Annotated in this window: 11 protein-coding genes; 8 read left to right on the top strand and 3 right to left on the bottom strand. The window is 44.1% G+C overall.

Going from position 1 to position 14,844, the window contains the following annotated elements:
- Window positions 1-9: 9 nt before the first annotated feature.
- Window positions 10-3,027 carry a SusC/RagA family TonB-linked outer membrane protein gene (locus G3569_RS11955; protein WP_165269425.1) on the bottom strand — a complete coding sequence of 1,006 codons (3,018 nt, stop codon included), beginning with the start codon at window positions 3,025-3,027 and terminating at the stop codon, window positions 10-12.
- A 467-nt stretch (window positions 3,028-3,494) separates the two neighbouring features.
- Here G3569_RS11955 and G3569_RS11950 point away from each other — a divergent pair, with 467 nt between their 5' ends.
- From G3569_RS11950 to G3569_RS11935, 4 genes are read left to right on the top strand one after another with little or no spacing between them, the layout of a single operon-like run.
- On the top strand, window positions 3,495-4,562 hold the full coding sequence (locus G3569_RS11950; RefSeq protein ID WP_165269423.1) for an aldose epimerase family protein: 1,068 nt from the start codon (window positions 3,495-3,497) through the stop codon (window positions 4,560-4,562).
- A 27-nt stretch (window positions 4,563-4,589) separates the two neighbouring features.
- Window positions 4,590-6,227 (top strand): sodium/sugar symporter, encoded by a 1,638-nt coding sequence (locus G3569_RS11945; protein ID WP_165269421.1) that lies wholly within the window; start codon window positions 4,590-4,592, stop codon window positions 6,225-6,227.
- A 28-nt stretch (window positions 6,228-6,255) separates the two neighbouring features.
- The gene (locus tag G3569_RS11940; RefSeq protein WP_165269419.1) at window positions 6,256-7,440 is read left to right on the top strand and encodes a galactokinase; all 1,185 of its coding nucleotides are present in this window, start codon (window positions 6,256-6,258) and stop codon (window positions 7,438-7,440) included.
- Window positions 7,441-7,478: 38 nt separating this feature from the next.
- On the top strand, window positions 7,479-8,525 hold the full coding sequence (locus G3569_RS11935) for a UDP-glucose--hexose-1-phosphate uridylyltransferase (RefSeq protein ID WP_165269417.1): 1,047 nt from the start codon (window positions 7,479-7,481) through the stop codon (window positions 8,523-8,525).
- A gap of 1,011 nt (window positions 8,526-9,536) precedes the next feature.
- On the opposite strand, the gene tadA is transcribed toward G3569_RS11935, so the two are convergent.
- On the bottom strand, window positions 9,537-10,031 hold the full coding sequence (tadA, locus tag G3569_RS11930) for a tRNA adenosine(34) deaminase TadA (RefSeq protein WP_240894699.1): 495 nt from the start codon (window positions 10,029-10,031) through the stop codon (window positions 9,537-9,539).
- 93 nt (window positions 10,032-10,124) lie between these two features.
- On the opposite strand from tadA, the gene G3569_RS11925 reads away from it, so the two are divergent.
- The 4 genes from G3569_RS11925 to G3569_RS11910 all read left to right on the top strand — a co-directional run bounded on the left by G3569_RS11925 (window position 10,125) and on the right by G3569_RS11910 (window position 13,635).
- Complete coding sequence (locus tag G3569_RS11925; protein WP_165269415.1) at window positions 10,125-10,670, top strand: adenine phosphoribosyltransferase; 546 nt, start codon at window positions 10,125-10,127, stop codon at window positions 10,668-10,670.
- A gap of 842 nt (window positions 10,671-11,512) precedes the next feature.
- Window positions 11,513-11,752: a hypothetical protein gene (locus G3569_RS11920; protein WP_165269413.1), complete on the top strand. Its 240-nt coding sequence runs from the start codon at window positions 11,513-11,515 to the stop codon at window positions 11,750-11,752.
- Window positions 11,753-11,899: 147 nt separating this feature from the next.
- Window positions 11,900-12,397: a hypothetical protein gene (locus G3569_RS11915; protein ID WP_165269411.1), complete on the top strand. Its 498-nt coding sequence runs from the start codon at window positions 11,900-11,902 to the stop codon at window positions 12,395-12,397.
- 2 nt (window positions 12,398-12,399) lie between these two features.
- Window positions 12,400-13,635 (top strand): hypothetical protein, encoded by a 1,236-nt coding sequence (locus G3569_RS11910; RefSeq protein WP_165269409.1) that lies wholly within the window; start codon window positions 12,400-12,402, stop codon window positions 13,633-13,635.
- A gap of 249 nt (window positions 13,636-13,884) precedes the next feature.
- On the opposite strand, the gene G3569_RS11905 is transcribed toward G3569_RS11910, so the two are convergent.
- Window positions 13,885-14,742, bottom strand: a complete 858-nt coding sequence (locus tag G3569_RS11905) for a 5'-nucleotidase, lipoprotein e(P4) family (protein WP_165269407.1) — start codon at window positions 14,740-14,742, stop codon at window positions 13,885-13,887.
- Window positions 14,743-14,844: the final 102 nt, after the last annotated feature.

The following is a 14,844-nucleotide window of genomic DNA, read 5'->3' as shown; positions in this document are numbered from 1 at the left end:
TGTTGTTAATTAAAACTGTGTTTGGATGCCAATCATGGATGTTCTGGCCAGTGGGTAGAGCCCACTGTCAACGCCTCTTCTAAATAACGAGAAGTTATTTAGGCTGGGATCAAATCCGCTATAACTGGTAAGGGTTGCCAGGTTTTCGAAGCTTACGTACACCCGGAATTTGCTAACCCCGGAATTGCCTAAAAGCTTGTCGGGCAAAGTGTATCCCAGTTGCAGGTTCTTGATACGAAGATATGAGGCATCTTCCAGGAATCGATCCGAGGGACGGGCATTGCCGTTGGGATCTCCCGAAATATTTCGCGGTACGTCGGTATCGGTATTTTGGGGCGTCCAGGCATCCAGCAGCTCGGTAGAATAGTTTGTATTTCTATCGGTACGATGGGTTAAGAATTTGGTACCGTTGTACATCTTGTTGCCGTAGGTACCTTGCACAAATACACTCAGGTCAAAGTTTTGGTAGTTGGCGTTAAAGGTAAGGCCGTATTCGAAATCCGGAGCGGCACTGCCCATATACACTTTGTCATCTTCGTTAAGGACACCGTCGCCGTTGGTATCTTTGAAACGGACATCCCCGGGCGCTGCATTGGGCTGTAATAAGCCACTGGAACTGCTGTGTGCCTGTACTTCCTGGGCATTTTGGAAAAGCCCGTCTGTTTCGTACAGGTAGAACCGTGCTATTTCTCCGCCTACCACCGTTCGCGTAGTAGGGTGGGTGCCATACTCAATATATCCACCGGTAAAAGCCTCGTCTTTAAAACCAAGTTTAGTTACCGTATTACGCGAAGTAGAAATGTTTGCACGGACGTTATAAGTGAAAGGACCGTTGCCTTCACTGTATCGGGCAGAAAATTCGACTCCCTCAGTTTCCATCTCACCGCCATTGGTTAACGGACCCGCAGAAGAACCGGAAGTGGCTGGAATTGGAATATTGACCAACATATCGCTTGTAACATTGTTGTAGTAGTCAGCAGTAAACTGAATTTTATCATCATACAGAGAGAGATCTACACCGATATTTCGGGAGGTCGTTGTTTCCCATTTGATATCCGTAGCTGCAAAATTGGTTATGATGGCCCCGTTATAAATATTCTGCTCTTCGCCCAACACATAGTTGATATAGTTGCTGCCGGCAGAAATAGTAGGAATAAACTGGTAGTTACCAATTTCCTGGTTTCCAAGCTTACCCAAGCTGGCACGTAATTTAAAGTTTGTGATGTTATCAAAATTAAAGAACGATTCTTCACTTATTCTCCAGCCAACAGAAGCTGAGGGGAAAATTCCATACCGGTTACTTTCAGCAAATCGAGACGATCCGTCACGACGAATGTTGCCGGTAAAGAGGTAGCGGCTGTCATAGGAGTAGGTCAAACGACCAAATTGCGAGCGCATGGTACTTTCAAAAATAGATCCTGATACCGAAGCACTTCCACTGCCGGCACTTAGAGCCCGAATTTCATTCGACGGCAGATCATCAATAGAAGCATTTGAAGACTTATAGATCGATCGTTCCTGCGAATAGCCCGCCATCGCTTCAATATCATGATCTTTGAAGCTGTTGGTATAGCGAAGCAATGTATATATAGAAGTTTCAGTATTCCGGCTGCGCTGTTGCGACAAATATGAAACCTCTCGTTTATATATCGAACTGGTATAATAGGTGGGAGCAAAGTAGTTTAGGTATCCGTTATCAATATTCGCTCCAAAACGAAGTTCATATGTCAGGTTTTTCAGGATATCATACTCACCATACACATTGGCCTGAATAAAATCACTTTGACTCTCATTGGTCGTAAGTTCCTGGGTCGCCATAGGGTTTGAGCTCTTCGGCATATCAGGGTGGGGCGGACCGGCATAACCACCTTCATTACTTTCATCATAGACCGGCGTATGAGGTAGCATATCCATAACCTGGTAGATGGTTCCATATCCTCCGCCGTAAGAACCACCCGTCATATTTTGGGTGTTACTTCGAACATATGAGAACGATTCACCCACTTTTAGTTTACCGTTGGTATAATCTGCATTTACCCGCAAGTTATATTTATTATGACCCGTATTGGTAGCAATACCTTCTTGGTCATAAAACCCACCGGCAATGGTGTAGGTTAGGTCTTCCGTTCCACCGGATATCGAGAGGTTATATTTCTGTTCAATACCGGGATCAAAAAATGCATCCTGCCAGTCAGTATCAGCATAGTTGCCGCTACCGGTCGTGTATGCCAGCGGCTGCAGGCCCGCATTGTTATACATCTGTTGGCTGATGGTGTTATACTGTTGTCTATTAGCCAGATCGATCTTGTTATCCAGCGATTGAATACCGGTATAAGCATCAAAGCTGATGGTTGATCCGGAATCTTTCGTTCCTCGCTTGGTCTTTACAATAATCACCCCGTTAGATGCACGAGAACCGTAAATAGCAGCCGAAGCAGCATCTTTAAGCACATCAATAGATTCAATATTATTGGGATCTACCTTGCTGATGTCGCCCGGCACACCGTCAATAATATAGAGTGGGTCATTATTGCCAATAGTACCTAGGCCCCGAATCGTAACATTAGGGGAGGAGCCGGGATCGCCGGAACCGGAGCTTACACTAACCCCGGAAACTTGTCCCTGCAGCATATCAGCCGAGTTGCTACCGGATAGCTTTTCGACATTCTCCATAGCCACAGAACCGACAGAACCTGTTAGGTCAGATTTCTTCTGTGTACCATAGCCGACTACAATAATCTCTTCGGCCATAATCTGGTCGGTTTTCATCACTACATCAATAGTGGTACGACCGTTGACCGGAACCTCTTTTTTCTCAAAACTGATAAAGCTAAAAATGAGTGTATCGGTATCGGCTACAGAAATTGAGTATTGACCGTTAGTATCGGTAACCGTACCGCGATTTTCATTTTTAACAGTGATATTTACCCCTGCTAGTGGCTCTTGGGTATCTTTGGTAATAACTGTTCCTTCTACCGTCACTTGAGACTGAGCGTTGACACCAGTACTCAAAAACAGACAGCTCATAAATAGTAAGCATGCTGCTACATGCCGTATACATAAACTAACCTTATACATATGCTACCTTAATTTTCTTGGGATTTTATTGTGTGCTGCATAAAATGTTAACGATAACACTAAATACAAGTTTTACTAACTATTTGCAAGCAAGGTATGAAAAAAAGTGAGTGAGTTTTTGTGTTTAGGTAGGTTAAAAAGAGTAGTGATCTTATGACATGATAGGAGAGGATCACACTAAAGACACAAATATATTGCCTTTATAGCCAATTAGGCTAACTTATAAGGCCTGCCAGTATTTTGAATTCAGATTGAAAAGTTGCTGAAATTAATTGTATCAAAAAAGAATATTAGTACAATTACTCTTTTTTATATATGTTATCGATAACATAAAAAGAGGGTAAAGCGTCTTGGCCGTTTGATGAATCCGCCTTGATGATGGTAACTCTAGAACTATTAACTAAGTATGAGTTTCGTTGAATATCTGTGATAAAAGTTTTCGTAAAAATATTGACGGTAAAGAAGTACGGTTATTTAAACTGGTTAATAACCAGCACATGCGAGTGCTGCTAACGAACTATGGAGGCCGAATAGTTAGCTGGCTGGCCGCCGATAAAGATGGAAGGTTTGATGATATCGTATTGGGCTTTAATAATATTGAGCAGTACATGGAAGCAGCTGAACAATATCACGGAGCCATAATCGGGCGGTACAGTAACAGAATAGCTAACGGAACCTTCTCTTTGAATGGCAGGCAGTACCAACTGGAAAAGGGGAATAATAAGAATCATCTGCATGGAGGGGGCGGAGGCTTCCATAACACCATATGGAAAAGTTGTGAGTACAACAGTAACAAAGTGGTGCTAAAATATATATCCCAAGACGGCGAACAGGGGTATCCCGGCAGGTTGGAGGTCTTTGTCGAGTATAGACTTACAGAAAAAAATGAACTGCACATTATTTACCGCGCGAAAACCGATCGTCCGACTATTGTAAATCTTACCAATCATACGTTCTTCAATTTAAGCGGTACAACGACTTCAATTAATAATCATCAGCTGAGGATTAATGCCGATCAGTATACCCCGGTTGATGAGAGTCTTATTCCTACTGGTAAAATTGAATCGGTAGATGATACTCCTTTTGACTTCAGGCGGTCTAAAACCATTGGCAGAGATCTGGATATACAAAACCCGCAGTTGGCATATGGGGGCGGATATGATCACAACTTTGTACTCAACAAAGAAGATGGCCAACAACTTACTAAGGCAGCAAAAGTGGTAGATCCTCAATCCGGACGTTTTTTAGAAGTGGAGACAACTGAGCCGGGACTCCAATTCTATGGCGGCAACCATTTGGATGGTAGTGACATCGGCAAAAAGGATATTCCCTACAATAGCTGCACCGGATTTTGCCTGGAACCCCAGCATTTCCCCGACTCACCCAATCAGCCTGCCTTTCCATCGGTTGTACTTAAGCCTGATAGTACGTACAATTCCCGTTCCGTTTATCGGCTGGGTGTGTGCAACTCGCCCAAATCATAATTTTTAGCTGCCTTAACTACATACTTTATGACATTTACCACTATCGACATCATTGTATTTAGTCTTTATTGTCTGCTCATTGTAGGCATAGGCCTCTGGGTCTCGCGCGATAAGGAAGGACATCAAAAAAATGCAGAGGATTACTTCTTGGCGGGCAAATCACTGCCATGGTGGGCCATAGGGGCATCCCTGATAGCAGCCAATATATCTGCCGAACAAATAATTGGGATGTCGGGCTCGGGCTTCGCCGTAGGGTTGGCTATCGCTTCCTACGAATGGATGGCAGCTGTTACCCTAATTGTAGTCGGTAAGTATTTTCTGCCCATCTTTATCGAAAAAGAGATTTTTACTATTCCGGAATTTGTTGAACAACGGTTTAATACCACGCTGAAAACGATTTTAGCCGTTTTCTGGATCGCTTTGTTTGTCTTTGTAAACCTTACCACCGTACTCTACCTCGGAGCATTAGCCCTCGATACTATCATGGGAACCGGTGATGGCAGTTTAATGATATATGCGCTTATTGGGCTGTCCGCTATTGCTGCTGCTTATTCTTTATACGGAGGACTTGCAGCTGTTGCCTGGACCGATGTTCTACAGGTAGGGCTGCTCGTTTTGGGCGGTTTCGTTGTCACCTTTGCCGGACTCTACAATGTGACTCCCGAAGGAGGCATTATAAATGGACTTGTCCATATTTATGAAGTGGCGGGAGAGAAGTTTACGATGATTCTGGATGAATCAAATCCTGAGTATAAGAACCTGCCCGGTATTGCCGTACTTATTGGCGGAATGTGGGTGGCCAACCTCTATTACTGGGGCTTTAATCAGTATATCATCCAGCGGACCCTGGCTGCAAAATCACTCAAAGAATCTCAAAAGGGCATTATCTTTGCCGGCTTTTTAAAGCTAATTATCCCATTGATCGTAGTGATTCCCGGTATCATCGTCTACGTTCTCTACAATCAGCCGGAAGGCACAACCCAGATTACGGGCATCGTTGATGCGTTTACTCAATCGGATGGAAGTATTAAATACGACAATGCTTATCCCTGGTTAATGAAGATCTTTCTTTCCCCTGGATTTTTGGGCTTGGTAGTAGCGGCACTTGCGGCAGCTATCGTCTCTTCTGTTGCTTCTATGCTAAATTCTGTAGCTACCATATTCACGATGGATATTTATATTCCTTATATCAACCAGGAGGCCACGGATAAACAAACAGTAAACATGGGACGCATTACCGCGGGTGTTGCTCTTCTTACGGCCGTATTTATGGCACCGCAACTGGATAATGTGCCCCAGGTTTTCCAATATATCCAAGAGTATACCGGCATGGTTAGTCCCGGCATACTGGCTGTATTCTTAATGGGATTGTTCTGGAAAAAAACAACTTCAAAAGGAGCTATATATGGAGTACTGGCCTCTGTTGTGATTGCGGTATTTTTGAAAACGCCGGCCGTTCAGCTTCCCTTTTTGGATCAAATGTTTTACACCCTTATCAGCACAATAGCCATTATTGCGGGCGTCAGCTTAACAACCAATCCTCAAGATGAAGATCCCAAAGCTATACATACAACGGCAGAACTGTTTAAAACCAGTCCCGCTTTTAATATCGGTGCCTATGTGATCTTGGTGCTGGTTGCAGTCTTGTATGCCGTATTCTGGTAAAATAAACTTAAAACCCTTTTTAAAGTAGATGACTCCACTGATCCGTAAAATAGAGAATGAGTTTAAGAATCATTTTACTGATGAATTTATATTGGTGAAATCTCCCGGTCGGGTTAACCTGATTGGGGAACACACTGATTATAATGAGGGCTTCGTATTGCCTGCCGCAATCAATATGGGGATCGTACTTGCGTTGGCGCCCAACGGCTTAGATAAGGCACGACTTGTGGCCATGGATATGGATGATTCTTTTGAGATCGATATTTCGGGGGAGATCCCCCAATCGGAGAAAGTATGGCCAAACTACTTGTTGGGGGTAGTGGATCAACTTCGGAAGAGTGGGTATTCCCTTGAGGGATTCGATTGCGTTTTTGGAGGAGATATTCCCATTGGTGCGGGACTTTCTTCTTCGGCTGCTTTAGAGGGTGGAGTTCTATTTGGATTGGCAACACTTTTTGATCTCAATATTCCACCGGTAGAAATGGCCCGGATTGCTCAAAAAGCTGAAAACGACTTCGTGGGCGTACAGTGCGGTATTATGGATCAATTTGTAAGCCTGAATGGTAGAGCAGGGCAGGCGCTAAAGCTGGATTGCCGTTCCCTCGACCACGAATATTATCCTTTTAACAATGAAGATATTCGTATTGTTCTCTGTGATACCGGTATACGACGGGAACTTGCAACATCAGAGTATAATATTCGGCGCAAGCAGTGTGAGAAAGGGGTATCTATATTGCAAGGGGTTGATCCGGATATTGATAGTTTGCGCGATGTAGAGCTCGCTTTTTTGTTTCGCTACAAAGATAAACTGGCCCCCGATATTTTTAAGCGCTGTAAATATGTGATCGAAGAAAATAAACGTGTTTTACAGGCCTGCAGTGATCTCCAACAGGATGACCTCACTTCATTTGGTCATCGTATGTACCAGTCACACCTGGGGCTTCGTATCGAATATGAGGTCAGTTGTAAAGAGTTGGATACCTTGGTAGATATTGCTCAGGACCAAGCAGGCGTATTGGGCGCTCGAATGATGGGAGGCGGATTTGGCGGCTGTACCATCAATCTAGTAGAAAATGAACAGCTGCAGCAGTTTAAGAAACAGATCAAAAGTGAATATGAGCAGCAACTGGGACAATCATTATCTGTTTATGATACCAAAGTATCGCAAGGCACCCACCTTTTGACGGAATCGGAGCTTACCTCTATCCAATAGCAGACAGTTTGAATTTAGAATAACCAGCTTATACTAACATGTCTATTGATCTTTCAAATGACCCTCATCGAAGATATAACCCATTAACAGGGGAGTGGGTACAAGTTTCTCCTCATCGGGCAAAGCGTCCGTGGCAAGGCAAAGAGGAAGAGACAGCGACATCTCAAAAACCCCAATACGACTCCGACTGCTATTTGTGTCCCGGTAATGATCGGGCAGGGGATGCTAGTAATCCTAATTATGACTCAACGTTTGTATTCACCAATGATTTCAGTGCTCTTAAGCTGGATACTCCGTCAGAAACGGTTAACAACAGCAACCTGCTGGTTGCCAAAGGGGAAAAGGGGATTTGTCGTGTGATCTGTTTTTCTCCGCGTCATGACCTGACCCTGCCCGAGATGGAGTTACCCCAAATAAGGGAGGTAGTAAATCTGTGGGTAAGTGAGTATGCCGAGTTGGGAGCCCGGGAAGAAATTAACTACGTGCAGATATTTGAAAATAAAGGGGAGATTATGGGATGCAGTAATCCACATCCCCACGGACAGATCTGGGCCCAGCAAACGATCCCGGATGAGCCGGCAAAAGAACTGAAGCAACAAACAGCCTATTACCAAGAAAACGGTACCACCTTACTGGCAGACTACCTGGATCTTGAACTGGAGCTTGATAAACGGATAGTAGCTAAGAATGAACATTTTGCAGTAATGATACCGTACTGGGCTTTTTGGCCGTTTGAGACGATTGTTATAAGTCGTCGTCCTTTTGCCCGTCTTACCGACATGACCGACAAAGAAAAAGAGGGGTTAGCTGATATTGTAAAACAGCTAACTGTCAAGTATGATAATATTTTTGAAGTTTCATTTCCGTATTCAGCGGGTATCCATGCAGCGCCTACCGATGGTAAGGATCATCCCGAATGGCATTTTCATATGCACTTCTATCCGCCTTTGTTACGGTCGGCTACGGTAAAAAAATTTAGGGTGGGGTACGAGATGCTTGGAACGCCACAGCGAGATATTACCCCCGAAGCCAGTGCAGAACTACTGCAATCACTGCCGGCTTTACATTATAAACAAAAGCCATAAAACAGTGCTCCCCTTATCCCTCCTCGAGGAGGGAGGGCAATTCGTGGGCTTCGAATTGGTCGGGAGGTGTTTTTTATGATAATGCTAAAGAAAAGCCTTTAGATGTTACACGAACTAAGAAAGGGAGACTACCATGGTCTTCCGAAAAATAACCGGAATCCCTAGCAGTGACACTGCTTTTAAATTTAGAATCAACGCCTGTCATTGCGCGGTGCCCCGTTTTACGGGGAGGAGTACCGTGGGTTGAGGTTACGAGGTGGCAATCTCCCTGAAACGATTGATTAATGCGTGAGGGCTTCTTATTTGGCACTAGATGAACTCATTCTGAGAGATCCTGAAACAAGTTCAGGATGACAAGGAGTTGTAAATTAAATGGCTTTCCCTTTCGGTATTAGGGGGTATGAGGCTCCCGGCTAGGTGGGGAAAAGGATAATTTCTGGCTATCCTCCTTCGGTTCTTATTGCCAGTCTGCCTTGGATTCGATCACAAGGAGGATTTCAAGTTGCAGATTACAACTCTTGGTATTGACCATTATCGCGGATGCGTCTCGTTTGTGCGATAGTGGTGCTACTTTTAAATTTTAAAATCAACGCCTGTCATTGCGCGGTGCCCCGTTTTACGGGGAGGAGTACCGTGGGCTGACGGTACGACGTGGCAATCTCCCTGAAACGATTGGTTAATAGCTGAAGGTTGCCTTTATATTATACGCGAACTTCTTCAAGGAGATCCGCCGTACGGCGGATGACATTACTTTTGCTGAGGAAAGGAATTCCCCTCTCTGACTCCTGAGTTCTGACTTCGCCTCCGCCCCAAGGGCATTGCACTCCCGAAGTGGCAAAAGGTTATTGCCTTTATCATTCGCCGGACGACAAACCCAGTCGCCCGACGAAAAATGGTGCCAACCGACACACAAGAAGAGCTCAAGGCCGGGTAAAAAAGCCGGAGCTCCTGAATTCTGACTTCTGATCACTAATATCTAAACTTCCAGTCCACCAACACTAGCAGCTGAAGCTATAGAGACTGACCATTACCTGATGAACGACGCTCCTCAAAGAACTTCTTTAGAATCCACTCACAGTCATTCTCCATAAATCCTTGTATAACATTAACTTGGTGATTTAACTTATCATTAGTTGAAAGGTTGAAAGCACTGCCACAGCTGCCCGCTTTTGCATCCCAGGCACCAATAACCACGGTATCAAGCTTGGACCAAACCAGGGCCCCGGTACACATAGGGCAGGGCTCGAGCGTAACATAAAGCGTACAGTCTTGAAGGTATTTTTGTCCCAGGGTAGAGCATGCTGCCGAGACCGCCAGCATCTCCGCATGGGCAGTGGGATCATTCAGTCGTTCCGTCTGGTTATAGCCCTTGCCTACAATGCGATCGTCTTTTATAACCACCGCTCCAACAGGCACTTCTTTTTCCTCGTAAGCCTGCTCAGCAAGGAAAAAAGCCTGCTGCATATATCGTAAATGTTTTTGGGTACCGGGAATATCAGAATCCATTATTATTTGCTTCCTTGGGTTTCAAATAGCTATTATCAGATCGGAATAAAGTGATGCACCTAACATAAAATTCACCACCCTAAAATACAGCATATGGATGCGGTAAAACAACAAATTATTAGACTGTTAAAAGAGAATATTCGCAACATCCCCGATTTTCCCAAACCGGGCATTCAGTTCAAGGATATTACGCCCTTACTCAAAAATCCTGATACACTGGAGTTAACCTCCCAAGTGCTTGCCCACCCGTTTCGCCATATGGATATCGATTATGTCGTAGGGCTAGAGTCGCGGGGATTTCTGTTTGGTACCAACCTGGCCCAGGATCTGCATGCCGGCTTTGTGCCCATCCGAAAACCCGGTAAACTGCCCGCCGAAACCATTACGGCTACCTATGCACTTGAGTATGGCAAAGATGAAATACAGATGCACAAAGATGCTTTTGAAAAGGGCGACCGTATTCTGATCCATGATGATCTTATTGCCACCGGAGGTTCCGCAAAAGCAGCTACAGAACTCGTAGAAGGACTGGGAGGCAACGTTGTAGGCTACTCCTTTATCGTAGAACTTACAGCGCTACATGGAGTGGACAAGCTGCCTGCGGATGTCAAAAAGGAGATCTTAATTTCATTGGATTAATCTTCTGGATAGAAATTTTAATACTAAGAGAGGGCAGGGGGGCAACACTCAGGAGTACTTTACCCGCAAGGAGCGTGATACCTTGGCCGGGGAGGGAGTTTTCTCCCGCCCTTTAATACAACTCGGAAAAGGAATCCCTCCTCGAGGAGGGTGGGCAATTCGTGGGCTTCGAATTGGTCGGGAGGTGTTTATCTCTCGAAAATAGCTTGATAATGTATTTGCCTCTTTAAAATCCTAGGCGAACTTCTATGAGGAGATCCTGATGCCGACAGCTGTCGAGATGACATTGCCTTTAATCTAGTTTTTCAATCGGGGCATGATTTCCATAAACAGATGAACAGTACCATCTCTCAGGCCCCTTCGGACACCATCTCGTTTTTTCAGCAGAAACCTGCCAAAAGGGGGACTTTTTCTTGCCATACAACGGCTGGCATGGCTTTTAACAACAACGCCTCTCATGGTGAGCGTAGTCGAACCATCTCCATGAATCGATTGGTTAATGCGTGAGAGTTGCTTTTTGATGCTACGCGGACCTCTTCTGGGAGATTCCGCGACTCCGCTACGCTCCCCTCGGAATGACAATGCTTTTGCTGGGAAGCCCCCCCCTTAATTTTATGGAGGGATCAAGCGAGCACACCGAAACTTTCTTGATCTACGAAGCCATACCTGCACCTAAGGGTTTCGGCAGATTAGCACTTTAGCATAGTAGATAGTGCAGGTGTGGGTGGATCAGAAAATGGGGAGCAAGAGATATCCACAAGCGAGACGCTTGCGCTATGTAGAAGATTTTTGATTTGCCAATAGAATCCAGAGAAAGTAATCCAGCTTGTTAAGAGCTTTATATGATTCGCCGGACGGCACACCCAGCCGCCCGACGAGAGATCGTGCTAACCCATCAGAATGTGCCCCGAAAGCTTCTGGGAGAGTTTTTATTCCAATTCTGCTGGTCCGGCTACCGGCGGATGGGGCAAGCCCCAAAGCGGATAAATATACGTACTCTTACTTTTGGGAATGAGACAAGGTATGGGTGCGTCATGGCCGCCCTGGAAGTACGGCCTACATGTGCAGGAGAGACGTCTTAATTAAGGTCATCACTCTAAAGTATCCATTCTGAGTCCTGAGTTCTGACTTCTAAATTTAAAGCTGGGAACAAAACTTTTTATACCATCTATAATTAATTGTGCAACAGATAACACTTGTGCAATTAATAACCACCAAACAACGGTATCATGAAATCAACAATATACACCTATGTTGTTTCTGTAGTTTTGTCTGTAATACTTTTTATGGGTTGTAAGTCGTCAATGGTCATTGAAAAGGTTGACTATTCGCAATCAATTGAGTCTGTGATAACGCCCAATGAAGATGGCCTTGTTAAAGATATCCAGCGTGGACTTACCTTTAATATTAAGCCATTGCAATATGCAGAGACTCAAGATACCTCAGAAATAACAACAAAGCAGGTACGATATATCAGAGGACAGGAGGGGTACTATTACATCACGGCTCCCAACTACAAAAATGTGTATGTGATGGCGCCCGAGAAAGGGAAGCTACAGCTTAAAGAGAAATTAGCCGTATCGGAGAGTGGTATTGAGAAACCGGCACTAAATCAACGGGCTTCTCATGTTCAGCTACTCAGCAGAACATCGGGAGATAGTTGGAAACTATATCCGGAAAAAGCCAAAAAGAACAGTTCACAAATAGTGAAAAAGGAGGGGAACTAGTTATGAAATCACAAATTCTATTTTTGACGTTTATATGTAGTCTTCTGGCCACTAGCGTAATAGCCCAGGAGACGCAATCAGATTATGAGATCCAAAAAGAGTTTAAACAACAGTACGCTCAATTTGAGGATAAGCTGGAAACGGTTTCTTCACCCGATAAAGCAGAAAAACTAATTACCTCAATTAAGGACTTTGATCAAAAGTTTGAGGACCATTCTAAACTATTGAACAAAGCACTGCATCCTAAAACGTATGAGCAGAAGATGAAAGCATTAAAGCGATCTTCTGTTGTCACTAAGGAACGCCTTACCACCATTAGCCAGCAGACTAAAAAGTTGGACGAGCTCCAAACGCAGCTGGCCAGCTACAAAACCGATATGAACCGGTTGAATAAAAAAAACGATTCGCTGCAGGAAGCGATGGCAAAGTCTATTAAGAGTGAAAAGAAACTTTCCGGCATGCTTAAAGAATACCGGCGTAACCTCGAGAAAAGGGATGACCTGATACTCGCTTTTATCGATTCGATGGTTGTAGCATACCAGCAGATGGACCTGGAAGCCCTGCAGGATCTCGAAAATATTGATAAGAAGTCACGTATCAAATCCAATGGCGATGCGCTGGAAATGATTCACGATATCTCTGCTGAAAACCTTGAAGTATTAGAAAAGAACGCCAATAAACTGCGTCTGCAAGATTATATGCGCATGGCGGAAGTCCAACAGCAGTTTGAAATGATGTGGACTCGATTGGGAGATAAAATACAAGAAGTGTATGACGGTGAAAACGCTGAAATGCTTGCCAAAGAAGTAGAACGCAATATTAGTCAATGGAATCAAAAGCTGAAAACACAGACATTCGCAGCTCTCCATGATACGTTGTCCGATAATGAGGTCACAGTAGATGAGTTCAAAAATTCGACCCAATTCTACAATTCACTTAGCTCTTACCTTAATAAGCAAATTAAACAGAGCAAAGAGAACGGTTCTAAAGCGAACTTTAAAAAATTTGAGCAGTTTCAAGAGTTTTGGAACCGGGTAGAAATGCAGTGGTCCAGCAACTTTGTTGATTCCGGAATTATAGGAGAATCAGATATGGCCACTCTTAATGCCCGTGTAGACACTTGGGCTCGACATGCAAAGCCAAACTCAAATAATATGTTAGTATACCTGTTAGGTGCGAGCGTACTATTGGCCGTTACCTTAGGTGTGATGTTGATACGAGAAAAGAAAACGGGTTAGGCAGCCATTAAACATAGGTAGCCCGTGTATGGATCCCGGCAGCGCCAATACTGCCGGGATTTTTTTGTTCCTATGATTAATTGGGGTTTCTTAAACTTTATTTGGTGCGGGTCATTTACCAATGATATTCTGATCGTTAATTAGATGGGATGACATTAGTTGTGCCCGCATAGATAATACAGATATCATAAATAGAAATGTTAGACTGTTAGACTGAAGGTCACTTTCTTTATCTGTATGATGGCTTTTCTACTTCTGTTTTGTTTCTAATTGCTCTTTCTTTGCCTTGTTTATTTGGTTGGGGGTAAGTGAGTTATCAAAGCCATAGAGGGCTGATTCCCATGACCCATAGGCGGGGTTAGGCAGGATAAACCACTTTTTACCCCATTTCTCCAGATGTTTAGTAACGAGCTCGGTACGTTCTTGCTGGCTGATATTCTTGGCTGATATAAAATCGTTCAGGTCATCTCCAAAGAGCATCAAAATGCGATGCTTTTGAGCAACATAACTGCGCCGTTCTGTTTTCGCGGAGGTCCAATTTTGACGCTCGTTCTTGCTCAGAATACGATCTTCATCTTCGGAGAGAGGGAAGCCAAGCTTCCGCAGGTTTTTTCTCGTGCCTTCTTCAACCTTCGCTTCGCGATTGGTGAGATAATAGATTGCAATTCCTTTTTGGGAGGCCCTCTTGGTAAAGGTGAGAGCACCGGGTATTGCTGTAGCCTGCGCTTCCATCACCCATTGGTTCCAATCCGTAATATTGAAATCACTGTTTTGTTTGACCATACGCGCTTGGAAAGGGGCATTATTGAGCACCGTTTCATCTACATCCAGTATTATAGCAGGCGGCTTTGATTGGTATTCATCTTTTTTATCACCGGCATATGCCGACCAGTACGAATCTTCTACAGCCAGTGCCAGGTTCGCACCGGCTGTTTTATATACTGAAGTGGTCAGTGCATGATATTCTGCGGCATTTTGCATCCACAGGGTGCTATTTGTTGCTGGGTGATCTAGTACCGTAGCCGAGCTACTGCAGCCTGCAATAACGGCAGATATAAATGCTACAAATAGTGCAGGTAAAAAGGAGCTTTTGCTAAATATCATCATATAGCTTGTATCAAATTGGTATTACTTTCCGATACTCAAACATATCAAAAAACAGAAAAGAGTTCTGTGATTTTTAATAGCTAAAGATAGATGATACAAAGC

This window comes from Fodinibius halophilus (assembly GCF_011059105.1).
GTDB classification, from domain to species: Bacteria; Bacteroidota; Rhodothermia; order Balneolales; family Balneolaceae; genus Fodinibius; species Fodinibius halophilus.
This window is presented reverse-complemented; position numbering and strand designations above follow the sequence as displayed.